Genomic DNA, 23,898 nt, shown 5'->3' with positions numbered 1-23,898 from the left:
GAAGGGGCAGAAGCGGGGAGGAGCGCTGGAGGGCGACGGGCGGACATTGTGACCGCAGCGCGTCCGCGCCGCCTTGTCGGGCCGGGCGGCATGGCGCGTGGCCGGTCTCCGCGTAAGTCCGGATGGAAGCGGTCCTGTCGATCTATATATTTGTTGTTACAGATATTCGAATAAATGCATACGAATCTTCCGTCCCATGCCGCCGATGCCGCGCAGGTGTTCGAGAGGGCGGCCGAGCTGTTCGGCCTGCTGTCGTCGCCGCTGCGGCTGCGCATCGTCGGTGAGCTGTGTCGCGGCGAGCTCAATGTGGGGCAGCTGCAGGAACGCATCGGGGCGACGCAATCCAACATGTCGCAGCACCTGTCGGTGCTGTACCGCGCCGGCGTCGTCGCGAGGCGTCGCGACGGCGCCCAGGTGCACTACCGCATCAGCCACACCGGCGTGTCGGCCATCTGTCGCGAGGTCTGCACCGACATCGCGATCCGGGATGGCCTGGACTGATCCGCAACGCAGGCCCTGCCGCATCCGCAAGGAGACAACGTGATTCGAGACCCGAACGGCTCCGGTCGCCTGCTCAAGGCACCCGAGAATTTCCTGGACCGCGAAGGCATTCGCCGCGTGTTCGCCGAGGCCAAGGCCGGGCGCCGTGACTTCATCCGCAGTGCATTCGCCGCTGCGGCCGCCGGCTTGGCGACGCCATTGGCGACCTCGCAGTCCAATCCGGTGGCCGGCGACGGCGACCCGAACATCCTCACGTTGCCGGCGCACAGCCGAGGTCTGGGCCAGCCGGTCGCCACCGACGGCTACGGCAGGCCCTCGAAGTTCGAGGCCAACGTGCAGCGTCGCCGCAGCCCGGGACTCACGCAGACGGCGCAGGCCTCGGTGTCGTTCGCGCCGCTGCAGAGCCTGTTCGGCATCGTCACGCCGAGCGGCCTCCATTTCGAGCGCCACCACCAGGGCTGGTGGGACATCGACCCGTCCAAGCACCGGCTGATGGTCAACGGCTCGGACGAGAAGATGCTGCGCAAGCCGATGGTCTTCACGCTCGACGAGATCATGCGGCTGCCATCGGTGAGCCGGTTCCACTTCATCGAATGCGGCGCCAACACCGGCATGGAGTGGGGCAACGTCGCGGTGCCGACCTGCCAGTACAGCCACGGAATGATCTCGTGCAGCGAGTTCACCGGCGTGCCGTTGAAGATCCTGCTCGACCTGTGCGGCGCCGACTGGAAGCGCGGCCGCTTCGTGCTGGCCGAAGGCGCCGACGGATCGTCGATGACGCGCACCATCCCCCGCTCGCTGATCGACAGCGGCGAGGTGCTGGTGGCGTATGGGCAGAACGGCGAGATGCTGCGACCGGAGAACGGCTACCCGCTGCGCCTGGTGGTGCCTGGCGTCCAGGGCGTGAGCTGGGTCAAGTACCTGCGGCGCATCGAACTCGGAGACCAGCCCTACGGCGCGAAGGACGAGGTGATCCACTACATCGACCTCCTGCCCGGTGGCCTGCACCGGCAGTACAGCTCGCTCCAGGAGGTCAAGAGCGTGGTCACCACGCCCTCGGGGGGCCAGGTGCTGCTCGACAAGGGCTACTACAACGTGTCAGGCCTCGCGTGGTCGGGGCGGGGCAAGGTGAAGAAGGTCGATGTCTCGGTCGACGGCGGGCGCAACTGGCGCCAGGCGCGACTCGAGGGCATGGCGATGAGCAAGTGCCTGACGCGCTTCAACATCGACTGGACCTGGGACGGCAAGCCGGCGCTGGTGATGAGCCGCGCCACCGACGAGACCGGCCACGTGCAGTCGAACTATTCGCAGCTGCGGGCGGTGCGCGGCTCGCGCTCGATCTATCACAACAACGCCATCCAGACCTGGCTGGTGGAAGAGAGCGGCGAGGTGCGCAATGTCCAGCTGGCGTGAACTCGCGGTGCTCGCCGCACTGACGGTCAGCGGCGCCTCGCTGGCGCAGGGGACGGTCTATGACGGCATCGGGCGCCCCGCCACGGCCGGGGAGATCGCCGCCTGGGACATCGACGTGCGGCCGGACTTCAAGGGACTGCCCAAGGGTTCGGGTTCGGTCGCCAGGGGCCAGGGGGTCTGGGAGAGCAAGTGCGCGTCCTGCCACGGCATCTTCGGCGAATCCGGCGAGGTGTTCAATCCGCTGGTCGGCGGCACCACCCAGGCCGATGTCGAGACCGGCCGCGTCGCGCGCCTGACCGACTCGAGCTTTCCCGGCCGCACCACGTTGATGAAGGCGGCCCACCTGTCGACGCTGTGGGACTACATCAACCGGGCCATGCCCTGGGACAACCCGAAGTCGCTGGCGACCGAGGAGGTCTACGCCGTCACGGCCTACCTGCTGAACCTCGGCGGCGTGGTGCCCGACGACTTCGTGCTCTCGGACCGCAATGCCGCCGAAGTCCAGCAGCGGATGCCCAATCGCAAGGGCCTGACCACGCAGCACGGGCTGTGGCCCGGCCCCGAGTTTGGCGGCACCGGCAAGCCCGACGTGCAGGGTTCCGGCTGCATGCGCAACTGCGGCGGCGAACCGCGGCTGGCCTCCTCGCTGCCCGAGTTCGCGCGCGATGCGCATGGCAATCTTGCCGACCAGAACCGGACCGTCGGCGCGCAGCGCGGCGCCGACACGACGCGGCCCGATGCCGCCGCGAAGTCGGCGCCTGTGCCGGCGCGCGCCGTCGCCAACGGCGCCGGCAACGCCGCGTTCGCGCTGACCAGTTCGAACGCCTGCACGGCGTGCCATTCGCTCGACAGCAAGGGCCTGGGCCCGTCCTTCCGGCAGATTGCCCAGAAGTACGCGGGACGCGCCGACGGGGTCGATTACCTGGCCGGCAAGATCCGGAGCGGCGGCGGCGGCGTGTGGGGCGGTGCCATGGCGATGCCGCCGCAGGCGCTGCCCGAGGCCGATGCCCGGACGATCGCCGCCTGGCTCGCCGCCGGGGCCCCCAAGTAATTCCCTAAGGGATGGCACGTACCGAACTGCCGTCCCGTATTTATTAGCATCGGCTGAACAATAGGAGATCGATGATGAACACCCGCAGAGAGATGCTCCAGCACGGCGCCGCGGTGGCCACGCTGCTGATGAGCGCCGGCCTGCTGCCGACCACCGTGCGCGCGCAGGCCGCCGGCTACAACGCCGGCGCGTTCGAGAGCAAGACGATGGCCGACCTGATGAAGACGTTGGGCGCGTCCGCGCCGACCGAGAGCAAGGACGTGACCATCACCGGGCCCGATATCGCCGAGAACGGCGCCGTCGTACCGCTCGGTGCGGCCACCGCGCTGCCTGGCGTCAAGAACCTGCTGCTGCTGGTCGAGAAGAACCCGAGCATCATGACCTCGATGTTCGAGCTCACCGACGCCGTCGAGGCCTCGGTCAGCACCCGCGTCAAGATGGGCCAGTCGTCGAATGTCTTCGCGGTCGCGATGATGAACGACGGCCGGGTGCTGTACGCGCAGAAGGAAGTGAAGGTCACGCTCGGCGGCTGCGGCGGCTGAAGCGGACGGCGCGATCCCCCGACGATTTGAGGAGCATCCCATGGCAGACCCGATGAAGATCCGCGCCCAGGTGGCCGGCAACAACGCAACCGTGCGCGTGCTGATGGCGCACGAGATGGAGACCGGCTTGCGCAAGGACGCGGCCGGCAAGGCGATCCCGGCCTGGCACATCCAGACCGTCAGCGCCCAGCACAATGGCAAGCCGGTGATGAAGGCCCAGTGGGGCCCGGCCGTCTCCAAGAACCCGTTCCTGCAGTTCACCGTCAAGGGCGCGAAGGCGGGCGACAAGATCTCGATCACCTGGGTCGACAACAAGGGCGACACCCGCACCGACGAGGCGGTCGTTTCCTGAGCGCGGCGTGGCGCCGGGAATGACGGGTGTCCCGGTCACAAGACGATGCGCCGAGGGCGCTGAACGAGGAGACAGACCGATGAAGGCATGGAACAAGCGTGCGCTGCTCGGCGCAGCGGCGCTGGTGGTGTCCGGCACCGCGTGGTCGCAGGCCAAGAGCACGGCCGACGGCATCGCCGAGTACCGCAAGATGCTGGAGGACGGCAACCCGGCCGATCTGTTCGAGGCCAAGGGCGAGAACCTGTGGAAGCAGAAGCGCGGCCCGAAGAACGCCTCGCTCGATCAGTGCGATCTCGGCAAGGGGCCCGGCGTCGTCCAGGGCGCCTGGGTCGAACTGCCGCGCTGGTTCGCCGACACGGGGCGCGTGCAGGACCTCGAATCGCGGCTGCTGACCTGCATGGAGACGCTGCAGGGACTCAACGCGGCGGAGATCGCCAAGACCCCGTTCGGCCGCGGCGAGCAGGCCAACATGGAAGCCCTCGCGGCCTATGTCTCGGCAGCCTCGCGCGGTCTGCGGATGAACCTGCCGCAGACGCACCGCGAAGAGAAGGTGATGTACGAACTCGGCAAGCGAGCCTTCTTCTTCCGCGGCGGGCCGATGGACTTCTCCTGCGCCTCCTGCCATGGTGAGGCGGGCAAGCGGATCCGGCTGCAGGATCTGCCGGTGCTGACCCGCAATCCCGGCGACGGCGTGGGCTTCGCCGCCTGGCCTGCCTACCGGGTGTCCAGCGGCGAGCTGTGGAGCATGCAGCGCCGCCTGAACGACTGCTACCGCCAGCAACGTTTCCCGTTCCCGGGCTTTGCCTCCGACGTGACGATCGCGCTCGGTGTCTTCATGGGCGTCAATGCCAAGGGCGCCGAATCGATCGCGCCGTCGATCAAGCGCTGAAGCGAGGACTGCATGAACGCCAAGATCACTCTCGCCGTAGCCGCGCTGGCCGTCGCCGGCTGCGCCGCGTTGCAACCCCTGCCTGCTTCACAGGAGCTCGATGCGCAGGCCGCGGCCATGATGAAGGCCTCGTTCCGCGACCAGGGCATCGCCAAGGTCGATCGCCTGAACCAGGACCTGGGCCAGAAGGCCTGCTCGTCCGACCACCCGCCCGACGACAGGGCGGCCGCGCAGATCCGGGACGCCGCGCTCGCCTCGGTCAAGTGGCCGGCTTCCGGACAGTACCTCGGAGACTGGAAGGAGGGCGAGAAGATCGCCCAGAACGGGCGGGGCGGCACCTGGACCGATGCGGCCGGCAGCGTCAACGGCGGCGGTTGCTACAACTGCCACCAGATCGGCAAGGCCGAGCTGTCGTTCGGCACCATCGGCCCGAGCCTGTACCAGTACGGCAAGCTGCGCGGCGTCACCGACCCCGTCGACCCCAAGAGCGCGGCGATCGTGCAGTACACCTGGGCCAAGCTGTGGAACAGCAAGGCCTACGAGGCCTGCTCGAACATGCCGCGCTTCGGCCATGCCGGTGTGCTGGACGAGACCCAGATCCGCCATCTGATGGCGTTGCTGCTCGACCCGAAGTCGCCGGTCAACCAGTGACCGACCGCGGTTGCCTGGCCCGCCTGATCGATGCACGAGACGGCGGGCCTTTTCGTCTGCAACATATAAGTAATCACTGAATCATGAGCCTGTCCAAGCGAGAGTTCCTGCAGGTGCTGGGCGCGGCGTCGGCCGCGGGCCTGGGGCTGGGGCGGTATGCCGACGCCGATGCCGCCACGGCCGAGCGCGGGCTCTACGATGTGCCGCGTTTCGGCAACGTGTCATTGCTGCACATGACCGACTGTCATGCGCAGCTGCTGCCCATCCACTTCCGCGAGCCGAGCGTCAACCTCGGCGTGGGTGCGATGAGCGGCCAGTTGCCGCACCGGGTCGGCGAGCACCTGCTCGAGGCCGTCGGGGTGCGGCCCGGCACGTTGCTCGCGCATGCCTACACCTTTCTGGATTTCGAGAAGGCTGCGCGCCGCTACGGCAAGGTGGGCGGCTTCGCGCACATGGCGACGCTGGTCAAGCGCCTGAAGGCCAGCCGCCCCGGCGCGCTGCTGCTCGATGGCGGCGACACCTGGCAGGGCTCGGCCACGTCGCTGTGGACGAACGGCCAGGACATGGTGGACGCCTGCAAGCTGCTGGGGGTCGACGTGATGACCGGGCACTGGGAGTTCACCTACGGCCAGAAGCGTGTGCAGCAGATCGTCGACGAGGACTTCAAGGGCCGGATCGATTTCGTGGCGCAGAACGTCAGGACGACCGATTTCGGCGACGAGGTGTTCAAGCCCTACACGCTGCGCGACGTCAATGGTGTGAAGCTGGCGATCGTGGGGCAGGCCTTTCCCTACACGCCCATCGCCAACCCGCGCTACATGGTGGCGGACTGGAGCTTCGGAATCCAGGACGACAACCTGCAGAAGGTCGTCGACGCGGCGCGGGCTGACGGAGCGCAGGTGGTGGTGGTGCTGTCGCACAACGGCATGGACGTCGATCTGAAGATGGCGGGCCGCGTGCGCGGCATCGACGCCATCCTCGGCGGCCACACGCACGATGGCATTCCGGTGCCGGTGGTTGTTGCCAACCCGGGGGGCAAGACACTGGTGACCAATGCCGGCTCGAACACCAAGTTCCTCGGCGTGCTCGATCTCGACGTGAAGGGCGGCAAGGTCGCCGACTACCGCTACAAGCTGCTGCCGGTGTTCTCGAACCAGTTGCCGGCCGACCCGCAGATGCAGTCGCTGATCGACAGGGTCCGCGCACCGTACAAGGACAAGCTCGCCGAGAAGCTGGCCGTCACCGATGGGCTGCTCTACCGGCGCGGCAACTTCAACGGCAGCTGGGATCAGCTGCTGTGCGATGCGTTGATGGAGGTGCAGGGCGCGGAGATCGCCTTCTCGCCGGGCTTTCGATGGGGCACGAGCCTGCTGCCCGGTGACGTGATCACGCGCGAACTCATGATGGACCAGGTGGCGACCACCTATTCCTATGCAACCGTGACCGAGATGACCGGCGAGACGATCAAGACCATCCTCGAGGATGTCGCCGACAACCTCTTCAACCCCGACCCCTACTACCAGCAGGGCGGTGACATGGTTCGCGTGGGGGGGCTCGCCTACGCGATCGCGCCCGGCGAATCGATGGGCAAGCGCATCCAGGACCTGCGCCTCGCAGGCCGACCGATCGAGGCGGACAAGCGCTACCGGGTGGCGGGCTGGGCCCCCGTCGCCGAAGAGGCCCGCAGCGCCGGCAACAAGATGGTGTGGGACGTGGTCGAATCCTGGCTCCAGGCGAAGGGCCGCGTCACGCCGCGCAGGCTCAATGCGCCTCGACTGATCGGCGTGGACGGCAATGCCGGCGCGGCTTGACGCCGAGGTCGGCGCATCGGGGAGACACACATGAAGATCCGACGGTGGCTCATGGCCGCACTGCTGCTGACCGTGGCCGCGACGTCCCATGCACAGGACAAGGTCGCGTACCACGTCAACGAAGCCCAGACCCAGGCGCTCGCCACCCTGCGGAACATCCGCAACCATCTCGACACCGACCCCAGCGCGCAGATCACGGTGGTGACTCACGCGAACGGCGTCGACTTCCTGATGGAGGGCGCCAAGGACCCGAATGGCGGCGAGTACGCGGCCACCGTCTCGGCGCTGGTCAGCCGCGGCGTGAAGTTCGAGATCTGCGAGATCACGCTGAAGAACCGCAACCTGAAGAAGGAGCAGTTCATCCAGGAGGCGACGTTCACTCCCTCGGGCGTCGTCCGGCTCACCAAGATGCAGTTGCAGGGCTATGCGTACATCAAGCCCTGATGCGGGAGGCGCACCGATGAGCAAGGCGGAACGTTTCGCGGTGCTGGCCGCACTGTGGATGTCGGCAGGCGCCGCTCAAGCGCAAACTGCCGAAGGGACCTTCATCACCAGGTCGCTGACGCCCGAGACTGCACTGACCGCGGCGCGCGCTGCGCTCGAGCAGTGCCGAAACGCGGGCTACCAGGTCGGCGTGGCGGTGGTCGACCGCGCCGGGCTGCCGCAGGTGTTCCTGCGCGATCGCCATGCGGGCGCGCACACCGTCGAGTTGGCCATCGGCAAGGCCTGGACGGCCGCGAGCTTTCGCATCCCCACGGCCACGCTGGGGACCGAAACGCAGGCCGGCAAGGAAATGAGCGGCATCCGCGCCGCGCCGCGGGTCATGGCGGTCGGCGGTGGCCAGGTCATCGAATCGGCGGGTTCGGTCGTCGGTGCGATCGGCGTGTCCGGCGCGCCGGGCGGCGCTGCGGACGACGCCTGCGCGAAGGCCGGCATCCAGGCCATTGCCGAGGCGCTGGAGTTCTAGCCCAGCGTGTCGGCCCAGATGTTGCGCGCCCAGGCCATGGCGAAGCCGGCTTCGGCTTCGTTGCGCGCGGCCGAGACGCCGCCGGAACCGGCCACGGTCTTGAAGGTCTTCTCGGCCGCGACGTACTCGTGCACGCTGGCGACGTGGATCACGTGCTTCTCGTCGACGAAGCTGTAGCAGGTGTTGGTCAGCATCGGACGCGGATTGATCTCGAGGTCCATCAGCTGCGCCACGATCGCCGCGGCGGCCACCTTGCCATGCGAGTTGGCCATGTGGCCGCTCTTGGGCATCAGCGGCGCGACCTGGATCGAATCACCCAGCACGTGGATGTGCTTCGCCGCCGTGGATTCGAAGGTCTGGTAGTCCACCTGGCACCAGCGTGCGTTGGCATTGGCCAGGCCGGTCTGCACCGCGATCGCGCCGGCGCGCATCGGCGGCAGCACATTGAGCACGTCGGCCTTCACATCGTCCTGCACATCGAACCTGATCGTGCCGGTCCGGGGATCGACCCCCACCGCCTTGTGCTGCGGCCGGTACTCCACCATGCCGGGATAAAGCTCGGCCCAGGCCTTCTTGAAGAGCGCGGCCTTGGAGACGACATCCTGGTTGGCGTCGAGGATCAGCACCTTCGAGCGGGGCTTCGCGCGCTTGAAATAGGCCGCGACCACACTGGCCCTCTCGTAGGGCCCGGGGGGGCAGCGGAAAGGCGCCTCGGGGATCGCGATGGCGTACACGCCGCCGTCGGGCAGCGCTTCGAGCTGCCGGCGCAGCGCCAGGGTCTCGGGCCCGGCCTTCCAGGCCTGCAGGATCTGGCCGCCGGCCTGTGCCTCGCGCAGTCCCTGGACGCCGTCGAACATCAGTTCGATGCCCGGGGAGAGCACCAGCTTGTCGTAGCGGATCGTGGCGCCGGAGGCGAGCGTCACGGTCCGGGCCGGGGCATCGATCCTCGAAGCCGTGTCCCGCACGATGCGCACCCCGTGGCGTGTGGCCAGCGCGTCGTAGGACGTGGTCAGGTCCCCCAGCGTCTGCGTGCCGCCCACCACGAGATTGGAGATCGGGCAGGAGACGAAGCTGGCCTGGGGTTCGATCAGGACCACGTCGATGCGCTGACCGGACAGCAGGCGCACGTACTTCGCTGCGGTCGCACCGCCGTAACCTCCGCCGATGACGACGACCTTCGCGCTGCCGGGTACGCCGCGGCTCGGGGTGGCGCAGCCCCCCAGGGCGAGCAGCCCGCCGCCGGCGAGGCCGGCCTGGATCAGTTGACGACGCTTCATGGCAGGCCTTTCAGTTCTGGGCCGCGAAGTACGCGGCAAGCTGCTCGACCTGCTCGGGCGTGTAGCCCTTGGCGAGCTGGTGCATCACGGTGGCCGCGCGCTTGCCTTCACGGAAGGCGGTCATCTGGGCCACGATGTAGTCCTTGCCCAGCCCGCGCAACGGGATGCTGCCGGCGCCGTCGACGGCGCGACCGTCGGTGCCGTGGCAGTTTGCGCAGGTGGCCGCGAGCGCCTTCAGGTGGAGGGCCTGCGATGCACTCTGCGCCTGGGCGCTGCCGGCGACGGCGAGCCCCACGGCGAGGCACACGCGCAGTGCCGGCAGGGGCGGGAGGATTCTTGGCATGCAGGCTCCTGGTGTCTGTGGTGGAAGACGCTTCGACGCACGGTGCTCACCCCGGTAGAAACGATGAGCGTCGTCGCTGGCGGTACGGGCTGGCAGCTCTTAATATTCGTCAATGCTAATTTACGGTTGCTTGTGGCGACTGCACCATCAGGGTCTGCCCGCACCCCGAGGCCTCGGAGGCCGATGGCGGTCTGCGTCGCGCCGCATCGCGGTGGCGCTCGGCCTGTATGCACTGCTGCCGGGCGCGCATGCGCAGGCAAACGGTGTGACCGTGGCGATGCACGCCGAGCAGGTGGCGCCGCACAGCTACTTCGTGCAGGGCGAGACGGCCCTCGGGTCGGCCTCGAACCAGAACTTCATCTCGAACGCCGGCTTCGTGGTGACCGACAGTTCGGTCGTGGTCATCGATGCGCTCGGCTCGCCGCCGCTCGCCGAGCGCCTGCTGCAGGAGATCCGCCGCATCACGGACAAGCCGGTGAGCCATGTGCTGGTGACCCACTATCACGCCGACCACGTGTACGGACTGCAGGCGTTCAAGACGGCAGGCGCGACCGTCGTGGCGCAGCGGCGTTCCCTCGAGTACCTGAACTCCGACACCGCACGACAGCGGCTGGAGGCCAGCCGTCTGACGCTCTTTCCGTGGGTGGACGAAACCACGCGGCTCGTGCCGGCCGACGTCTGGCTCGATGGCGATACCGATCTGAAGGTCGGTGGATTCGAGTTCCAGTTGCGCGCCGTCGGGCCGGCACACACGCCCGAGGACATGGTGGTTCACGTACCCCGCGAGCTCGTGCTGTTCGCCGGCGATACGGTGTTCCGGGGTCGCATCCCCTTCGTGGGCCAGGCGGACAGCCGGCGATGGATCGCATCGCTCGACGGCTTGCTGCGCTTCGACATCCGGGTCATGGTGCCGGGACACGGCCCGCCGTCACGCCAACCCGCCGAGGACATCCGCCTGACGCACGATTACCTGCTCTACCTGCGACAGACCATGGGTGACGCGGCCCGCAACCTGGAGCCTTTCGAGGACGCCTATCGGAAGGCCGACTGGTCTCGTTTCGAGGGGTTGCCGCTGTTCGGCGCGGCGAACCGAATGAACGCCTACAACACCTATCTGCAGATGGAGCAGGAACGTGACTGAACTGCCGCGGCGGGAGTGGTCACGCCGCGCGATGCTGGCCGCGGCGGCCGGAGGTCTGCTGCCGATGCCGGCCGCGTCGGCACAACCGGGTGCGTCGCCGGCCATCGACTGGCCGACGATCGCCCTGGTGGACGGAACGGTCCTGCAACCGGCCGACTGGAAGGACACCGCGGCCGTTGTCGTGTTCTGGTCGACGACCTGCCCGTTCTGCCGACGGCACAACGAACACGTCGAGAAGCTCCACCGTGCCAGCGCCGGTCAGCGGCTGCGGGTGCTCGGTGTCGCCGTCGACCGCGATGCCGGCGTCGTGCGCCGCTATCTGGCCGACCGCGGCTACGGCTTTCCGGTCTCGGTGAGCGCCCAGCGGCTCCGGCCGCTCTTCACCTCCCGCAACGTCATTCCGATGACGTGCGCGGTCGGTCGGTCGGGACGCTTGTTGCAGTCGATACCCGGCGAAATGTTCGAGGAGGACGTCCTGGACCTGCTCCGGCTGGCGGATCGACCGGACCGGACCGCGGGCATGCCGGACACTTCGCGATGCGCCACCTGATGCCCGGTCCGGCCCGGACCGCCACGTCCTCCGAGGAGTCGTCCATGGTCTCCACCGTTCGCCGGATCTGCGCCTCGATCGCCTGCCTGGCGGCGGCGGGCGCCGGTGCCCAGGGCCTCGACATCTTCAAGGACGCCGACCTCGCGATGGGCCAGCGGCTGATGACGGAGCACAAGTGCCAGCAATGCCACGCCACGAAGTTCGGCGGGGACGGGTCCGCGGTGTTCCGACCCGGTGAACGCATCACCACGCCCGGGCTGCTGCGTGGCATGGTCGAGCAGTGCAACACCGAGCTGGGTCTCGGCCTGTTCCCCGAGGAGGTCACCGCGATCGCAGCCGTGCTGCAACGGGATCACTACCGCTTCAAGTGAGGGGTGGGAGGCCATGATTTGATATATGCGCAAGTAGTGCAGGAAGCGCAGAATCCGCTACGATGGCAATTGAACGACACCCGAAGGAATCCCGGTGAGCCAGGAAGAGTCAGAGGCCGTCTTCTCCTCGGCGGCGGACCTGTTTTCCATTTTGTCGACGCCGATCCGCCTGAGGTTGATCAGCGCGCTGTGCCATGGCGAAAAGAACGTCTCGCAGCTGCTTGCGGAGATCGACACCACGCAGCCCAACATGTCGCAGCACCTCTCCACGCTGTACCGCGCCGGCATCCTGGGCAAACGGCGTGAGGGCACCCAGATCTTCTACAACCTGAAGAGCCAGCGTGCGGCCACCCTGTGTCGAGCGGTCTGCAACCAGATCGCGACCGAGATCGACGGCGATGCCAGCATCCCCGTGTCCGATCGGCTGATGCCGACGCTCAGGCAGGGTTGAGTGAAGGGCAGGATGCGGAATTCGGCGCTCTGTTCAAGCGCTTGAACCAGCAGCGCGAAGCGCATCGCGCATCCCTGAGCGCCGTCAAGAAGCTCCTCGACTGCCTGTGTCGCAAGGGCCCGGAACAGGCGCCTTGGCGGTCGATCCGAACGCTTCGGGCCGACTCAGCTCCGCCAGTCGCGCGGCGCGCCTTGATCGCACTTCCTGCAGGCCAGGCGCTTGCCGAGCGCGCCGTCGCGGCCCTCGGCGGTGGTGGTCCACGGCCGGTTCGTCCACGGTGGGTCGTGGCGCACATGCTGGTTGTGGCCGCACTCGAGCTCGGCGACCCAGTGGCCTTCGTCGTCCCGATGAAAGCCGACGATGCGCTGGTCCATCGCTGGCCTGTGCAGGGCGTGCGCGTCGCGGTTCAGCAGGTCAGCGCCGCGGCCGCCGCGGCGGCGGACGCGAGGCAGGCGGCGGTGCGCACGTGGTTCCACCGCAACCACTCGCGCACATAGACCGGCCAGTAGGCCGCGGCCTCCGCCGATCCGCTGTCCAGCCGCGCGAGCCGCTCGTTGCGCGGCACGTTGCAGACGGCGGTGACGCCGAACGAGCCGATCACATAGCAGAGGCCGGCGGCCAGCAACAGCGCCGAGCGCGTGCTTCCCCACGGAAAGAAGCCGGCGAGGATGCAGATGGCGGCCAGCACCGTGGTGCCGATGAAGAGGCCCAGGAAGCCGGGGTTCAGCACGACCCGGTTGATGCGCTGCATGGCAGCCAGGCCGTGCTCCGCGGGCAACTCGGCCAGCGCCTTCATCACGAAGGCGGAGAACGCGAAGAACACGCCGCCGGTCAGGCCGGCGCCGAGGCACACCAGGAAGGGCAGCGTGGTCAGCATGAGGAGGGGCGCGGTCGGCGGTCGTCGGCCGGGGCCGGGATGGTCTTCGCCCGAACTCTACCGGGCCGCAGTGGCGCATGATGGCGCACCATGCCCCGTCGTCGCCGGCTCCTGCTGCTCGTTCCCGCGCTCGCCGTCGGCGCGTGCGCCGGCCTGTCCGGCCGCGATCCACCGCGGGTGTCGGTGGCCGGCCTCGAGGCGCTGCCCGGCGAAGGACTGGAACTGCGCTTCCTGGTCAAGCTGCGCGTGCAGAACCCGAACGATGCGCCGATCGACTACCGCGGTCTCTCGATGGAACTCGAGCTGATGGGCCAGCCCTTCGCCAGCGGCGTCAGCGACGCGGCCGGCAGCGTGCCGCGTTTCGGCGAGGCGGTGATCGGCGTGCCGGCCAGCGTCTCGGCGATCGCCGCGGTGCGCCAGATGCTCGGCCTGCCCTCGCGCGACGTGCGCAGCCTCGACTACCGCCTGCGCGGCAAGCTGGCCGGCGCGGTGGGGACGGCGCTGCGCTTCGAGTCGACAGGGCAGCTCGACATCGCGGCCTTCGGCAGCCCCGCGCCGGGCCGCTGAAGGGGGGCCGTCGGCTGTAGGCCCAGGCCCACACGCAGGGGCGCGGTCGGCTGATCGTCAGGCGGTGCCGGCGAGGCCACGATGGCGGCAACCTCAACAGGAGTTGCCGATGAGCCATCACGAAGTCCCCGAAGCCTACGGCGTGTTCAAGCCGGTCGGTCATGTGGTGATCTCCTTCCCCAGCGATGCCGACCTGCGCTTCGCACAGGCCGCGCTGGTCGAGGCCGGCTTCCACGGGCCCGACACGGTGCGGAGCTACACGCCGGCCGCGATGATCGAGCAGATCGATGGGCAACTGGCCGACGCCAGCCCGCTTGCCTCGCTCGGGCAGGAGCTCAACCTTGTGAAGGCGCACCGTGCGCTGGCCGAGCGGGGCTATCACTGGCTGGTGGTTCGCGCGCCCTCCGACGATCAGGCACGCCGCGTCGCCTCGGTGGCGCGGCGTTTCAACGCCGAGCGCGCGCAGAAGTACGGACGCCTGATCGTCGAGGAACTGATCGAGCACGGCGACGACCTGCCGCAGGTGGCCGAATCGCCGGCGCGCGGGCTCGATGCGCAGACGGTGAGCGGCCGCGAGCGCGATCGCTGACGGCGGCGTACGCGGGTTGCGCTGTCACCTGGGCGACACCCGGCAGCCCTCGATGACCTCCCGCGGCTGACAAGGCGCCGACGCAGGACGCAGCGCGGGCAAGTTGCCCGCTGCGGCATGCGTCGGAGCGGACGGGTCGGACATAGCATCGCAGCGGGTGCCGCGCGCTCTGTGTCTTCCGACGCCGCGCGGCGTTCGCCATTCCGTCCGTCAAGAACTCAGGAGACAACATGACTGCAGCAGGCCACCGTACGTTCGGCATCCTTCTCTCGCTCGCATTCGCGACCGGCGGCGCGCTGGCCGCGGGCAAGACGCTCTCGGTCACGGAGAAGGTCGACGTAGCCGCCACGCCGGCCAAGACCTTCGCCGCCATCAAGGACTTCGACGGCTGGCAGAACTGGCACCCGGCGATCGGCGGCACCGAGATCACCAAGGGCAAGGGCAACACCCAGGGCACGGTGCGCGTGCTGACCACCAAGGACGGCGCGAAGATCACCGAGGAGCTGCTGTCGTACAGCGCTTCGTCGATGACCTACAAGTACCGCATCACCGATTCGCCGCTGCCGGTGACCGGCTATGTCTCGACGCTGAAGGTCGCGAAGGCGAAGGGCGGCGCCACGGTGACCTGGTCGTCCACCTTCAAGGCCAAGGAAGGCGTCTCGGACGATGAGGCGAAGAAGGTGATTTCCGGCGTCTACCGTGCCGGACTCGACAACCTGCCGGCCGTCGTCAAGTAACAGGAAGACGGCTCAGGGCGGCGCGAGCAGGAAGCTGCCGGCGTCGTCCGCGCCCGTCTCGAGTGCCGGCCCGCTGTCGTCCTTCAAGGCCACGCCGGTGAGCTGGCGCGAGCGCGCCTCGCCCAGCAGCCAGGCCAGGCGCGCGGCGGCCTGCGGCAGGGGCAGGCCTTCGGGGCGCACGTTGGAGATGCAGTTGCGCTCGGCGTCGACCCGGCCCGCGCGCGGCGACCAGGTGACGTAGACGCCCATGCTGTCGGGCGAACTGAGCCCGGGCCGCTCGCCGATCAGCACCACCGCGAGCCGGGCGCCGAGCGCCTCGCCGATCGGGTCGCCGATGGCCACCCGCGCCTGCCGCACGATCGCCACCGGCGCCCAGCGCCAGTCGCGCGCCAGCACGCGCCTCAGCTCGGCGATGAAGGGCGCGGCGTGGCGCTCGATGGCCAGCGCCGACAGCCCGTCGGCCACCACCAGCGCGAGATCGGCCTGTTCGTCGGCCGTGCAGGCGGCCAGGCGCGCGGCGGAGGCCTCGTCGAGCCGCCGGCCCAGGTCGGGCCGCTGCAGGTAGACGTGACGGTCGGCGGCGGCGCTGTGCAGCGCCAGCGTCGGCAGGCCGAGCGCGCGCACCGCGGCGTCCACCGCCTCGTGGTCCAGCGGCCGGTGCACGGCGTCGCGCGCCTGCGCATGCGCGAGCTGGAAGTCGAGCTGCGGCGCGGTGGGCTGGCTGATGCCGCTGCGGCCCAGGCCGATGCGCGCCGGCGTGTGGCGGCGCAGCACGCTCCAGGGGTTGGCGATGACGGGGCCGTGGTCCATCAGCGCGGCGGCTCCAGCAGGCGGGCCAGGGCCGGCGGCATCGCCTCGACCAGGCGATCGGGCGCACCCGGCTGGGTGATGTGCATGGCTTCCAGCCAGCGCTCGAATTCCGGCGCCGGCCGCAGCCCCAGCACGCGGCGCGCATAGAGCGCGTCGTGGAAGGAGGTGGTCTGGTAGTTCAGCATCACGTCGTCCGAACCGGGAATGCCCATGATGAAGCTGCAGCCGGCCACGCCCAGTAGCGTGAGCAGCACGTCCATGTCGTTCTGGTCGGCCTCGGCGTGGTTGGTGTAGCAGATGTCGCAGCCCATCGGCAGGCCCAGCAGCTTGGCGCAGAAATGGTCTTCCAGGCCGGCGCGGATGATCTGCTTGCCGTCGTACAGGTACTCAGGGCCGATGAAGCCGACCACGCTGTTCACCAGCAGCGGCTCGAAGCGCCGCGCCACCGCGTAGGCCCGCGCCTCGATGGTCTGCTGGTCGCAGCCGTGGTGGGCCTGGGCCGACAGCGCGCTGCCCTGGCCGGTCTCGAAGTACATGACGTTGCGGCCGCGCTCGCCGTCGTCGGCGAACAGCGCGCCGCGCTGCAGCGACAGCGCCGCGTCGTGCGCCTCGGCGAGCACCGCCAGGTCGATGCCGAAGCTGCGGTTGGTGGCTTCCGTGCCGCCGATCGACTGGAACACCAGGTCCACCGGCGCACCGCGCTCGATGCACTGCAGCGTGTTGGTCACGTGGGTCAGCACGCAGCTCTGCGTAGGAATCTCGTAGCGCTGGATCACCGCGTCCAGCATCTGCAGCAGCCGCGTCACCTGGGCCACGTTGTCGGTGGCCGGGTTGATGCCGATCACCGCGTCGCCGCTGCCGTAGAGCAGGCCGTCGAGCGTGCTGGCGGCGATGCCCGCGGCGTCGTCGGTCGGGTGGTTGGGCTGCAGCCGCGTCGACAGCCGGCCGGGCAGGCCGATGGTGTCGCGAAAGCGCGTGCGCACGCGGCACTTGCGCGCCACGAGGATCAGGTCCTGGTTGCGCATGATCTTGCTGACCGCCGCGGTCATCTCGGGCGTCAGGCCCGGCGCCGCAGCGCGCAGCGTGTCGCCGTCCACCGCGTCGGACAGCAGCCAGTCGCGCAGGTCGCCCACCGTGAGGTGGGCGATCGGGGCAAAGGCGGCGTCGTCGTGGCTGTCGAGGATGAGGCGGGTGACCTCGTCGTCCTCGTAGGGCACCAGCGCGTCGTTCAGGAAGGTCTTGAGCGGCAGTGCCGCCAGCGCCATCTGTGCGGCGGCGCGCTCCTCGCTGCTGCGCGCCGCGACCCCGGCGAGTTCGTCCCCGGAGCGCGCGGGCGAAGCCCGGGCCATCAACGTGCGCAGGTCGTCGAAGCTGTAGCGCCGAGGGCCGATGGAGTGCGCGTAGGCCATGCGTCGATCATGCCGCAGCGAGCGCCGCCCGCTCGCGGCGCTTGTGGGTCAGCAGGAAATAGCCGTAGCCGACGACGCCCAGGCCCACGAACAGCAGCGCGACCAAGGGGTTGAAGTACACCATCGTGGCCAGGCACACCACGGCCGCCGCCAGCGCGAAGGCCGGGAAGAGCGGAAACATGGGCGCGCGGAAGGGCCGTGCCAGGTTCGGCTCGCTGCGGCGCAGCTTGAACAGGCTGGCCATGCTGACGATGTACATCACGATCGCGCCGAACACGCTCATCGTCACGATGTTGGCGGTGAGGGTCTGGCCGCCGAAGGAGATCAGCTCGTCGCTGAAGATCGCCAGGATGCCCACCACGCCGCCGGCCAGCACCGCGATGTGCGGCGTGTGGAAGCGCGGATGCACCTTGCCCAGCAGCTCGGGCAGGTAGCCGGCGCGCGACAGCGCGAAGATCTGCCGCGAGTAGCCGAGGATGATGCCGTGGAAGGAGGCGATCAGGCCGAACAGCCCCAGCCACACCAGCATGTGCAGCCAGCCGCTGGATTCGCCGACGATCGCCTTCATCGCCTGCGGCAGCGGGTCGTTGATGTTGGCCAGCTTGGTCCAGTCGCCCACGCCGCCGGCGAAGATCATCACGCCGGTGGCCAGCAGCAGCAGGGTGACGATGCCGCCGATGTAGGCGATGGGGATGGAGCGCTTTGGGTCCTTGGCCTCCTCGGCCGCCATGGCCACGCCCTCGATCGCCAGGAAGAACCAGATCGCGAACGGGATCGCGGCGAAGATGCCGCCGAGTGAGCCGAGGCTGAAGCTGTCCTCACCGGACCAGCCGCCCTTGACGAAGTTGGCCATCGAGAAGCCCGGCGCCACCACGCCCATGAAGACCAGCAGCTCGAAGATCGCGATCAGCGTCACCGCCAGCTCGAAGGTGGCCGCGATCTGCACGCCCAGGATGTTGAGCGTCATGAAGATCAGGTAGGCACCGACCGCGGCGGTCTTCGGGTCCAGGCCCGGGAACTGCACCGCGAGGTAGGAGCCGATCGCCAGCGAGATGGCCGGCGGCGCGAACACGAACTCGATCAGCGTGGCGTAGCCGGCGATGTAGCCGCCGGTCGGACCGAAGGCGCGGCGACCGTACTCGAACGGGCCGCCCGCGTGCGGGATCGAGGTGGTGAGCTCGGTGAAGCTGAAGATGAAGGTGGTGTACATCAGCGCGATGAAGCCCGCCGTCACCAGGAAGCCCAGCGTGCCGGCGCCGGCCCAGCCGTAGCTCCAGCCGAAATACTCGCCCGAGATCACCAGGCCGACCGCGATGCCCCACAGCTGCAGGGTCGAGAGGGACTTGTTCAGCCCCGGTCCCGTACTTGTACTCATGCGTAATCCCTCCGGATGATGTGAAAGTCCCCGCAGTTGGCGCGGTGTTTGCATCAGCGTAGACAGAGCGCAGAGGGAGCGTTAGCGGAAATCGGCAATGTTGAACGGCACCGCAAGCACGCAGGACGTGCCCGACCACGCCGCACGGCAGGACGCTCCGTGGTGCGCGCGCTCGCACCGCTCGACCGACGTCGACGAGCACGCCTCGCACCTGTCAGGTTGGCGACAGGCATACGACCAGCTCGGCAGCGGCGGCTTCGAGGGCCGGCTCGACGAGGCGGTGAGTGCGGGCGTGCAGCTGTTCCGCGAGCGCACCAGCCAGCGCCTGCGCCAGCGCTGCGAGGTCTGGCAGGGCGCGCTGTGGTGCGGCATCACCGTCGCCGACGACGGCTCGCGGCTGGACGGCCGCCTGGTCGGTGCCGACGGCGTGATGGTCAGCGGCGAGGACGGCGGCTTCGAGCTGGTGAGTCCGGCCGGACACGACATCGTCGGCTTCGTCGTCTCGCGCGAGGCGCTGCAGGCGCACGCGCCCGGGCTGGTGCTGCCGCGGGCCGGCGGTGCCGGCTGGTGGGCGGCCGACCCGGCACGGCGCCATGCGGCGCTGGTGCATGCCCGCGCCATCCTGGTGCTGGCCGGGGCCGGCGTGTCCTGCGACCTGCGCAGCGCGATGCTCGACGTGGTGGCCGGCCTGTTGGGCGCGCGCGGCCCCGAGCGGCGCGAGCGCGGCAACGCCAGCGCGCGGCGGCGCCTGGTGGTGCAGGCGCACGAGTTCGTCGAGCGCCGTCCCGACGCGCCGCCCAGCGTGCCCGAACTCTGCGCCGCGCTGCACGTGAGCCGCCGCACGCTGCAGTACGCCTTCGAGGACGAGGTGGGCGTGAACCCGCTCGCCTACCTGCGCAGCGTGCGCCTCAACGGCGTGCGCCGCATGCTGCGCGAGGCCGGCGAAGGCCTGACGGTGCAGGGCGCCGCCGCCCGCTGGGGCTTCTGGAACCAGAGCGCCTTCGCGGCCGACTACCGGCGCCAGTTCGGTGAGCGGGCGTCGCAGACGCTGGCGAGGGGGCTGCGGCGCGCGGGGTGAGTGGGGTGCGGCTCGCAGCGCGGGGCCTCCGTCGTTCGGCCGGCGCAGCGAGTCGATCGACGCAACGAGGGGAAGCTTCATGCCGGACGCCTGGGACGACATCGACGCACGGCACGCGGCCCGCAACGGCCGAGCCTTGCCCGGCAATTCCTCGACGCAGTACACGCAGACCTATCTGCAGGAACTCGAACGGGTCAAGACCCAAAGGAGCACTGCAGATCCGGCTCCGGTCGCCACGGGCTCCGAAGCGTACGGCGGCGGCGGCACCGACACATCGTCCGGGCCCTTGTCTCTCGGGCAGATGGCCTCCGGCGGTGCCTGGCTGTGCGCCGTCCTTGTCGTCGGCTATGGCTACCTCGGCATGAACCTGGGTCTCGCGCAACTGGCCGTGTATGGCGCCGTTGCCGCGGTGGCCGGTGCGCTGGCCGGCGCGGCGCTCCACATCACCATCCAGCTGCTCGCCATCGCGTTCAAGATCGCCGTGGGCGCGTTGGCGATCGGTGTCTGCCTGCACCTGCTGGGCGCGCTGGATCTTTTCCAGGTGCTGCGACAGTTGAGCCAGGCCCTGGCGGGAGCCTGAGCCAGGCCGCCGCGCCGCGCCGAACGCTAGAATCCGCGCCATACGCGGGTGTAGTTCAATGGTAGAACGGCAGCTTCCCAAGCTTCATACGAGGGTTCGATTCCCTTCACCCGCTCCACATTCCGAGGCCACCCTGGTGGCCTTTTTCGTGCCCGGAGCCGGTGATGGCTGATGACTGCCGCCGCGTGTTGCTGGTCGGCCCGCTGACCGGGGCGCCGGGGCCGGCGGCGCTGGCCGTCGCGGGCTGGGGCCGCTGCACGGTCGAGGCCTGCGCCTCGCCGGAGGAGGCGCGCGAGCGGCTGCGCGCCGCGGCCTGCGACGCGCTGCTGCTGAACCTTCCTGCGGCGGCCGACGTGCAGGCGCTGGCTGCCAGCGTGACGGCGCCGTGGTGGCAGGCCGACGCCGGCGATGCCGCCGTGCTGGTGGCCACCGAGCGGCCGACCGCCGCGCTGGCGCAGGCGCTGCTGGAGCGTGGCGTGCAGGCGCTGCTGCCGTCGGCCGACCTGGCCGCGGCCGAGCGGCTGCTGCCGGCGCTGCACCAGGCCGTGGTCCGCCAGCGCCTGGACCGGCTGGCGCGCCGTGCCTACGCCACCGACCTGGCCACCGGCCTGCCCAATCAGATGCAGCTGCTGGAGCACGTGAACCACCTGCTGGCGCTGCGCGAGCGCGAGCCCGCGCCGATGGCCCTGGTGGTGATCCACCTCGAAGGCCTGGCGACGGCTGCGACGCAGCTCGCGTCGGCGGCCGAGCTGGGCGCGCTGCGGCGCAAGCTGGCGGTGCGGCTGCGCGCCGCGCTGCGCGCCAGCGACGTGGTGGCCTCGGTCGGCGCCGACGCGTTCGCGGTGCTGCTGGCGTGGATCGACACACCGACCGCGGCCGACCGCGTGGCTGCCAAGCTGGTGCGTAGCCTGACGCGGCCGGTGCGCATCGGCACGCACGATCTCGCGGTGGCCGCGCGCGCCGGCATTGCGCGCTATCCCGAGCACGGCAAGGACGCCGGGAGCCTGTGGCGCCAGGCCAGCGCGGCGGCGGAAGGCGCCGCGCCGCTGGGCCGCGCCGGCTTCGCCAACCACATGGAGCGCGGCCCGGTCGAGGCGGCCAACGACGAGCGCGGGGACGACGGCCCGGCGCCGGGCCCGGCGGGATCAGGCGGCGCTCAGTAGAACAGCAGCCACAGCAGGCCGACGATCAGCAGCCACTTGCCGGCGTAGTAGACCTGCCGGTGGCTGGCCTTCAGGGCCTTGGCCTTCAGGCGCAGCTGGTAGGCGAACGCGAAGAAGCGGTTGATGGCGCCCACCGGTTCGTCGCCGGCCTCGTTCTGCGACGACGCGGCGGCCATCACGTGGGTCGCGAAGACGCGGTTGAACCAGCGCACCGGCGCGGTGTGCAGCGGGCGCTCCACGTCGCAGAACAGCACCACGCGCTGCTGCTGGGTTTCGTTGGCGGCGTGGTGGATGAAGGTCTCGTCGAACATCACCACTTCGCCGTCCTTCCAGTGGTAGCGCTGGCCGTCCACCTCGATGAAGCAGCCGGGGTCGTTGGGCGTGGTGAGGCCCAGGTGGTAGCGCAGCGAGCCGGCGTAGGGGTCGCGGTGCCGCACCAGCGTCGCGCCCGGCGGCAGCGACGCGAACATCGCCGCCTTGATGCTGGGGATGCTCTTCAGCAGCGCCACGGTCTGGGGGCACAGCGCGTTGGCGCTGCTCAGTTCCTTGCCGTACCAGGTGAGGTAGAAGCGCTTCCAGCCGGTACGGAAGAAGGAGTTGAAGCCGATGTCGTTGTAGCTCGCGGCGGCGCGGATCTGGCCCTCGTCGTTGAGCTTCAGCGCCTCGTCGCGGATGGTCTGCCAGTTCGCCTGCAGGGGCGCCAGTTCCGGAAACTGCTGCGGGTCGAGGTAGGCCTTGGCCGGCACGCGCGAGAACAGGTACATCAGCGCGTTCACCGGCGCCAGCAGGATGGTGAAGTCGAGCGCCCGCTTCAGCGGGAAGCGCACCTTGCCGCGGAAATGGATGAAGAACGCCGAGGCGAGGAAGACGACGAGCACCCAGTGACGCAGTTCCATGATGGCCGTGGCTCAGCAGGGGGTCATTTCTGGATGTCGCCCAGGCAGAGGTACTTGATCTCCACGTAGTCGTCGATGCCGTGGTGCGAGCCCTCGCGGCCCAGGCCCGACTGCTTGACGCCGCCGAACGGCACCTCGGCGGTCGAGATCAGGCCGGTGTTGATGCCGACCATGCCGTACTCCAGCGCCTCGCCGACGCGGAAGATGCGGCCCACGTCGCGGCTGTAGAAGTAGCTGGCCAGGCCAAACTCGGTGTCGTTGGCGAGCGCCACCACCTCGGCCTCGGTCTCGAAGCGGAACACCGGCGCCACCGGGCCGAAGGTCTCCTCGCGGGCGCAGAGCATCTCGCCCGTGGCCTGGGCCAGCACCGTGGGCGCGTAGAAGCGCTCGCCGATGCGCTGGCCGCCGGTCAGCAGCTTCGCACCCTTGGCCAGCGCGTCGGCCACGTGGGATTCCACCTTCGCCAGCGCCGCCTCGTCGATCAGCGGTCCCTGGGTCACGCCGGCCTCGAAGCCGTTGCCGACCTTGATGGCCTTCACCTTCGCCGCCAGCTTCTCGACGAAGGCGTCGTAGACGCCGGCCTGCACGTAGAGCCGGTTCGCGCACACGCAGGTCTGGCCGGCGTTGCGGTACTTGCTGATCATCGCGCCCTCGACGGCGCTGTCGAGGTCGGCGTCGTCGAAGACGATGAAGGGCGCGTTGCCGCCGAGCTCCAGGCTCAGCTTCTTGATGGTCGGCGCGCACTGCTTCATCAGGATGCGGCCGACCTCGGTGGAGCCGGTGAAGCTCAGGTGGCGCACGGTGTCGCTGGCGCACAGCACGTTGCCGATCTCGATGGAGCGCTCGGCGTCGGCCGTCAGCACGTTCAGCACGCCGGCCGGCATGCCGGCGCGTTGCGCCAGCTCGGCGACGGCCAGCGCCGACAGCGGCGTCTGCTCGGCCGGCTTGATGACCACCGGGCAGCCGGCGGCCAGCGCCGGCGCGACCTTGCGGGTGATCATCGCGATCGGGAAGTTCCACGGCGTGATGGCCGCGCACACGCCCATCGCCTGCTTCAGCACCAGGTAGCGCTTGTTGTTGTCGGTGGTCGGCACCGTCTCGCCGTAGACGCGTTTGGCTTCCTCGGCGAACCACTCGATGAAACTGGCGCCGTAGCCCACCTCGCCCTTGGCCTCGGCCAGCGGCTTGCCCTGCTCGGCGGTCATGATGCGGGCCAGGTCGTCGGCGTGCTGCAGCAGCAGCTGGTACCACTTCATCAGCACCGAAGCGCGTTCCTTGGCGGTCTTGGCGCGCCAGGCCGGCCAGGCGCGCGTGGCGGCGGCGAGGGCGGCCTCGGCATCGGGTGCACCCAGGTTGGCCACCTGCGCCAGGGCCTGGCCGGTGGCCGGGTCGGTGACGGCGAAGCGTTCGCCGCGGTCGACCCATGCGCCATCGATCAGCGCGGCGGTCTTCAGCAGGGTGGGGTCGGCCAGCGTGGCCAGCGGCGAATTCTTCATGTCCATGCGGT

28 protein-coding genes, 1 tRNA gene and 1 pseudogene are annotated in these 23,898 nt (G+C 69.4%); 21 read left to right on the top strand and 9 right to left on the bottom strand.

Annotated features, from left to right (window positions below):
- Positions 1–174: 174 nt before the first annotated feature.
- The 10 genes from C1M51_RS15915 (at position 175) to C1M51_RS15870 (ending at position 8,177) form a co-directional block, all read left to right on the top strand.
- Complete coding sequence (locus tag C1M51_RS15915; protein WP_129451326.1) at positions 175–501, top strand: metalloregulator ArsR/SmtB family transcription factor; 327 nt, start codon at positions 175–177, stop codon at positions 499–501.
- A gap of 39 nt (positions 502–540) precedes the next feature.
- The gene (gene soxC / locus C1M51_RS15910) at positions 541–1,914 is read left to right on the top strand and encodes a sulfite dehydrogenase (protein ID WP_129451324.1); all 1,374 of its coding nucleotides are present in this window, start codon (positions 541–543) and stop codon (positions 1,912–1,914) included.
- Positions 1,898–2,965, top strand: coding sequence for a c-type cytochrome (locus C1M51_RS15905; protein WP_129451322.1), 1,068 nt, complete (start codon positions 1,898–1,900; stop codon positions 2,963–2,965). Before soxC ends, C1M51_RS15905 begins: the two co-directional genes overlap by 17 nt.
- 74 nt (positions 2,966–3,039) lie before the next feature.
- Positions 3,040–3,507: a thiosulfate oxidation carrier protein SoxY gene (soxY, locus tag C1M51_RS15900; protein WP_129451320.1), complete on the top strand. Its 468-nt coding sequence runs from the start codon at positions 3,040–3,042 to the stop codon at positions 3,505–3,507.
- 40 nt (positions 3,508–3,547) lie between these two features.
- Entirely contained in the window at positions 3,548–3,859 is a 312-nt protein-coding gene (soxZ, locus tag C1M51_RS15895) for a thiosulfate oxidation carrier complex protein SoxZ (RefSeq protein ID WP_011830023.1), read from the top strand.
- Between the two features lie 79 nt (positions 3,860–3,938).
- Positions 3,939–4,748 carry a sulfur oxidation c-type cytochrome SoxA gene (soxA, locus tag C1M51_RS15890; protein ID WP_129451318.1) on the top strand — a complete coding sequence of 270 codons (810 nt, stop codon included), beginning with the start codon at positions 3,939–3,941 and terminating at the stop codon, positions 4,746–4,748.
- Positions 4,749–4,760: 12 nt separating this feature from the next.
- On the top strand, positions 4,761–5,399 hold the full coding sequence (gene soxX, locus C1M51_RS15885; RefSeq protein ID WP_129451316.1) for a sulfur oxidation c-type cytochrome SoxX: 639 nt from the start codon (positions 4,761–4,763) through the stop codon (positions 5,397–5,399).
- Between the two features lie 83 nt (positions 5,400–5,482).
- Entirely contained in the window at positions 5,483–7,210 is a 1,728-nt protein-coding gene (gene soxB, locus C1M51_RS15880) for a thiosulfohydrolase SoxB (protein WP_129451314.1), read from the top strand.
- Between the two features lie 30 nt (positions 7,211–7,240).
- On the top strand, positions 7,241–7,654 hold the full coding sequence (locus C1M51_RS15875) for a DsrE family protein (protein ID WP_129451312.1): 414 nt from the start codon (positions 7,241–7,243) through the stop codon (positions 7,652–7,654).
- A 16-nt stretch (positions 7,655–7,670) separates the two neighbouring features.
- A complete protein-coding gene (locus C1M51_RS15870; RefSeq protein ID WP_129451310.1) occupies positions 7,671–8,177 on the top strand; it encodes a heme-binding protein in 507 nt (168 codons plus the stop codon).
- Here the strand turns inward: C1M51_RS15870 and C1M51_RS15865 are convergent.
- Both C1M51_RS15865 and C1M51_RS15860 read right to left on the bottom strand, forming a co-directional pair.
- Positions 8,174–9,454 (bottom strand): NAD(P)/FAD-dependent oxidoreductase, encoded by a 1,281-nt coding sequence (locus C1M51_RS15865; RefSeq protein WP_129451309.1) that lies wholly within the window; start codon positions 9,452–9,454, stop codon positions 8,174–8,176. The two genes, C1M51_RS15870 and C1M51_RS15865, sit on opposite strands and share 4 nt — an antisense overlap.
- Positions 9,455–9,464: 10 nt before the next feature.
- On the bottom strand, positions 9,465–9,797 hold the full coding sequence (locus C1M51_RS15860; protein WP_129451307.1) for a c-type cytochrome: 333 nt from the start codon (positions 9,795–9,797) through the stop codon (positions 9,465–9,467).
- 277 nt (positions 9,798–10,074) lie between these two features.
- Between C1M51_RS15860 and C1M51_RS15855 the strand changes: the two genes are divergently transcribed.
- From C1M51_RS15855 to C1M51_RS15840, 4 genes are all read left to right on the top strand, one after another.
- Positions 10,075–10,938, top strand: coding sequence for an MBL fold metallo-hydrolase (locus C1M51_RS15855; protein WP_129452231.1), 864 nt, complete (start codon positions 10,075–10,077; stop codon positions 10,936–10,938).
- The gene (locus tag C1M51_RS15850) at positions 10,931–11,488 is read left to right on the top strand and encodes a TlpA disulfide reductase family protein (RefSeq protein ID WP_129451305.1); all 558 of its coding nucleotides are present in this window, start codon (positions 10,931–10,933) and stop codon (positions 11,486–11,488) included. Before C1M51_RS15855 ends, C1M51_RS15850 begins: the two co-directional genes overlap by 8 nt.
- Positions 11,489–11,532: 44 nt before the next feature.
- A complete protein-coding gene (locus C1M51_RS15845; protein WP_242499796.1) occupies positions 11,533–11,859 on the top strand; it encodes a hypothetical protein in 327 nt (108 codons plus the stop codon).
- Positions 11,860–11,953: 94 nt separating this feature from the next.
- Complete coding sequence (locus tag C1M51_RS15840) at positions 11,954–12,310, top strand: helix-turn-helix transcriptional regulator (protein ID WP_011830012.1); 357 nt, start codon at positions 11,954–11,956, stop codon at positions 12,308–12,310.
- A gap of 164 nt (positions 12,311–12,474) precedes the next feature.
- On the opposite strand, the gene C1M51_RS15835 is transcribed toward C1M51_RS15840, so the two are convergent.
- Together C1M51_RS15835 and C1M51_RS15830 are read right to left on the bottom strand one after the other, a co-directional pair.
- Entirely contained in the window at positions 12,475–12,684 is a 210-nt protein-coding gene (locus C1M51_RS15835; protein ID WP_129451302.1) for a DUF3565 domain-containing protein, read from the bottom strand.
- A gap of 32 nt (positions 12,685–12,716) precedes the next feature.
- On the bottom strand, positions 12,717–13,187 hold the full coding sequence (locus C1M51_RS15830; protein WP_011830010.1) for a DUF1772 domain-containing protein: 471 nt from the start codon (positions 13,185–13,187) through the stop codon (positions 12,717–12,719).
- A gap of 90 nt (positions 13,188–13,277) precedes the next feature.
- Between C1M51_RS15830 and C1M51_RS15825 the strand changes: the two genes are divergently transcribed.
- The 3 genes from C1M51_RS15825 to C1M51_RS15815 all read left to right on the top strand — a co-directional run bounded on the left by C1M51_RS15825 (position 13,278) and on the right by C1M51_RS15815 (position 15,080).
- Positions 13,278–13,754 (top strand): LEA type 2 family protein, encoded by a 477-nt coding sequence (locus C1M51_RS15825; protein ID WP_129451300.1) that lies wholly within the window; start codon positions 13,278–13,280, stop codon positions 13,752–13,754.
- Between the two features lie 109 nt (positions 13,755–13,863).
- Positions 13,864–14,343 (top strand): hypothetical protein, encoded by a 480-nt coding sequence (locus C1M51_RS15820; protein WP_129451298.1) that lies wholly within the window; start codon positions 13,864–13,866, stop codon positions 14,341–14,343.
- A gap of 230 nt (positions 14,344–14,573) precedes the next feature.
- On the top strand, positions 14,574–15,080 hold the full coding sequence (locus C1M51_RS15815; RefSeq protein WP_129451296.1) for an SRPBCC family protein: 507 nt from the start codon (positions 14,574–14,576) through the stop codon (positions 15,078–15,080).
- A gap of 12 nt (positions 15,081–15,092) precedes the next feature.
- Here C1M51_RS15815 and eutC read toward each other — a convergent pair whose 3' ends face one another.
- The 3 genes and pseudogenes from eutC to eat all read right to left on the bottom strand — a co-directional run.
- Complete coding sequence (eutC, locus tag C1M51_RS15810) at positions 15,093–15,890, bottom strand: ethanolamine ammonia-lyase subunit EutC (protein WP_129451294.1); 798 nt, start codon at positions 15,888–15,890, stop codon at positions 15,093–15,095.
- Positions 15,890–17,299: an ethanolamine ammonia-lyase subunit EutB gene (locus C1M51_RS15805; protein ID WP_129451292.1), complete on the bottom strand. Its 1,410-nt coding sequence runs from the start codon at positions 17,297–17,299 to the stop codon at positions 15,890–15,892. The genes eutC and C1M51_RS15805 overlap by 1 nt, the downstream gene beginning before the upstream one ends.
- 7 nt (positions 17,300–17,306) lie before the next feature.
- A pseudogene (gene eat / locus C1M51_RS15800) lies at positions 17,307–18,638 on the bottom strand (ethanolamine permease); the annotation flags it as partial.
- A gap of 133 nt (positions 18,639–18,771) precedes the next feature.
- Here eat and C1M51_RS15795 point away from each other — a divergent pair.
- The 4 genes from C1M51_RS15795 (at position 18,772) to C1M51_RS15780 (ending at position 21,495) form a co-directional block, all read left to right on the top strand.
- Positions 18,772–19,752, top strand: a complete 981-nt coding sequence (locus C1M51_RS15795; RefSeq protein WP_129451288.1) for a helix-turn-helix domain-containing protein — start codon at positions 18,772–18,774, stop codon at positions 19,750–19,752.
- Between the two features lie 79 nt (positions 19,753–19,831).
- Positions 19,832–20,332: a hypothetical protein gene (locus tag C1M51_RS15790; protein WP_129451286.1), complete on the top strand. Its 501-nt coding sequence runs from the start codon at positions 19,832–19,834 to the stop codon at positions 20,330–20,332.
- 44 nt (positions 20,333–20,376) lie between these two features.
- Positions 20,377–20,450, top strand: a tRNA-Gly gene (locus C1M51_RS15785).
- A 46-nt stretch (positions 20,451–20,496) separates the two neighbouring features.
- Complete coding sequence (locus tag C1M51_RS15780; protein WP_129451284.1) at positions 20,497–21,495, top strand: diguanylate cyclase domain-containing protein; 999 nt, start codon at positions 20,497–20,499, stop codon at positions 21,493–21,495.
- Here the strand turns inward: C1M51_RS15780 and C1M51_RS15775 are convergent.
- Together C1M51_RS15775 and C1M51_RS15770 are read right to left on the bottom strand one after the other, a co-directional pair.
- On the bottom strand, positions 21,489–22,385 hold the full coding sequence (locus C1M51_RS15775) for an aspartyl/asparaginyl beta-hydroxylase domain-containing protein (protein WP_129452230.1): 897 nt from the start codon (positions 22,383–22,385) through the stop codon (positions 21,489–21,491). The genes C1M51_RS15780 and C1M51_RS15775 overlap by 7 nt on opposite strands.
- Before the next feature lie 29 nt (positions 22,386–22,414).
- A complete protein-coding gene (locus C1M51_RS15770; RefSeq protein ID WP_129451282.1) occupies positions 22,415–23,893 on the bottom strand; it encodes an NAD-dependent succinate-semialdehyde dehydrogenase in 1,479 nt (492 codons plus the stop codon).
- Positions 23,894–23,898 lie beyond the last annotated feature (5 nt).

Source organism: Methylibium sp. Pch-M, from assembly GCF_004136295.1.
GTDB lineage: Bacteria > Pseudomonadota > Gammaproteobacteria > Burkholderiales > Burkholderiaceae_C > Methylibium > Methylibium petroleiphilum.
This window is presented reverse-complemented; position numbering and strand designations above follow the sequence as displayed.

What these genes read in the sequence shown, in the direction of transcription:
- C1M51_RS15915 (WP_129451326.1), top strand. Translation starts at nt 175, where the DNA reads ATGCATACGAATCTTCCGTCCCATGCCGCCGATGCCGCGCAGGTGTTC.
- C1M51_RS15905 (WP_129451322.1), top strand. Translation starts at nt 1,898, where the DNA reads ATGTCCAGCTGGCGTGAACTCGCGGTGCTCGCCGCACTGACGGTCAGC.
- soxY (WP_129451320.1), top strand. Translation starts at nt 3,040, where the DNA reads ATGAACACCCGCAGAGAGATGCTCCAGCACGGCGCCGCGGTGGCCACG.
- soxZ (WP_011830023.1), top strand. Translation starts at nt 3,548, where the DNA reads ATGGCAGACCCGATGAAGATCCGCGCCCAGGTGGCCGGCAACAACGCA.
- soxA (WP_129451318.1), top strand. Translation starts at nt 3,939, where the DNA reads ATGAAGGCATGGAACAAGCGTGCGCTGCTCGGCGCAGCGGCGCTGGTG.
- soxX (WP_129451316.1), top strand. Translation starts at nt 4,761, where the DNA reads ATGAACGCCAAGATCACTCTCGCCGTAGCCGCGCTGGCCGTCGCCGGC.
- soxB (WP_129451314.1), top strand. Translation starts at nt 5,483, where the DNA reads ATGAGCCTGTCCAAGCGAGAGTTCCTGCAGGTGCTGGGCGCGGCGTCG.
- C1M51_RS15875 (WP_129451312.1), top strand. Translation starts at nt 7,241, where the DNA reads ATGAAGATCCGACGGTGGCTCATGGCCGCACTGCTGCTGACCGTGGCC.
- C1M51_RS15870 (WP_129451310.1), top strand. Translation starts at nt 7,671, where the DNA reads ATGAGCAAGGCGGAACGTTTCGCGGTGCTGGCCGCACTGTGGATGTCG.
- C1M51_RS15865 (WP_129451309.1), bottom strand. Translation starts at nt 9,454, where the DNA reads ATGAAGCGTCGTCAACTGATCCAGGCCGGCCTCGCCGGCGGCGGGCTG.
- C1M51_RS15860 (WP_129451307.1), bottom strand. Translation starts at nt 9,797, where the DNA reads ATGCCAAGAATCCTCCCGCCCCTGCCGGCACTGCGCGTGTGCCTCGCC.
- C1M51_RS15855 (WP_129452231.1), top strand. Translation starts at nt 10,075, where the DNA reads ATGCACGCCGAGCAGGTGGCGCCGCACAGCTACTTCGTGCAGGGCGAG.
- C1M51_RS15845 (WP_242499796.1), top strand. Translation starts at nt 11,533, where the DNA reads ATGGTCTCCACCGTTCGCCGGATCTGCGCCTCGATCGCCTGCCTGGCG.
- C1M51_RS15835 (WP_129451302.1), bottom strand. Translation starts at nt 12,684, where the DNA reads ATGGACCAGCGCATCGTCGGCTTTCATCGGGACGACGAAGGCCACTGG.
- C1M51_RS15830 (WP_011830010.1), bottom strand. Translation starts at nt 13,187, where the DNA reads ATGCTGACCACGCTGCCCTTCCTGGTGTGCCTCGGCGCCGGCCTGACC.
- C1M51_RS15825 (WP_129451300.1), top strand. Translation starts at nt 13,278, where the DNA reads ATGCCCCGTCGTCGCCGGCTCCTGCTGCTCGTTCCCGCGCTCGCCGTC.
- C1M51_RS15820 (WP_129451298.1), top strand. Translation starts at nt 13,864, where the DNA reads ATGAGCCATCACGAAGTCCCCGAAGCCTACGGCGTGTTCAAGCCGGTC.
- C1M51_RS15815 (WP_129451296.1), top strand. Translation starts at nt 14,574, where the DNA reads ATGACTGCAGCAGGCCACCGTACGTTCGGCATCCTTCTCTCGCTCGCA.
- eutC (WP_129451294.1), bottom strand. Translation starts at nt 15,890, where the DNA reads ATGGACCACGGCCCCGTCATCGCCAACCCCTGGAGCGTGCTGCGCCGC.
- C1M51_RS15805 (WP_129451292.1), bottom strand. Translation starts at nt 17,299, where the DNA reads ATGGCCTACGCGCACTCCATCGGCCCTCGGCGCTACAGCTTCGACGAC.
- C1M51_RS15795 (WP_129451288.1), top strand. Translation starts at nt 18,772, where the DNA reads ATGTTGAACGGCACCGCAAGCACGCAGGACGTGCCCGACCACGCCGCA.
- C1M51_RS15790 (WP_129451286.1), top strand. Translation starts at nt 19,832, where the DNA reads ATGCCGGACGCCTGGGACGACATCGACGCACGGCACGCGGCCCGCAAC.
- C1M51_RS15780 (WP_129451284.1), top strand. Translation starts at nt 20,497, where the DNA reads ATGGCTGATGACTGCCGCCGCGTGTTGCTGGTCGGCCCGCTGACCGGG.
- C1M51_RS15770 (WP_129451282.1), bottom strand. Translation starts at nt 23,893, where the DNA reads ATGGACATGAAGAATTCGCCGCTGGCCACGCTGGCCGACCCCACCCTG.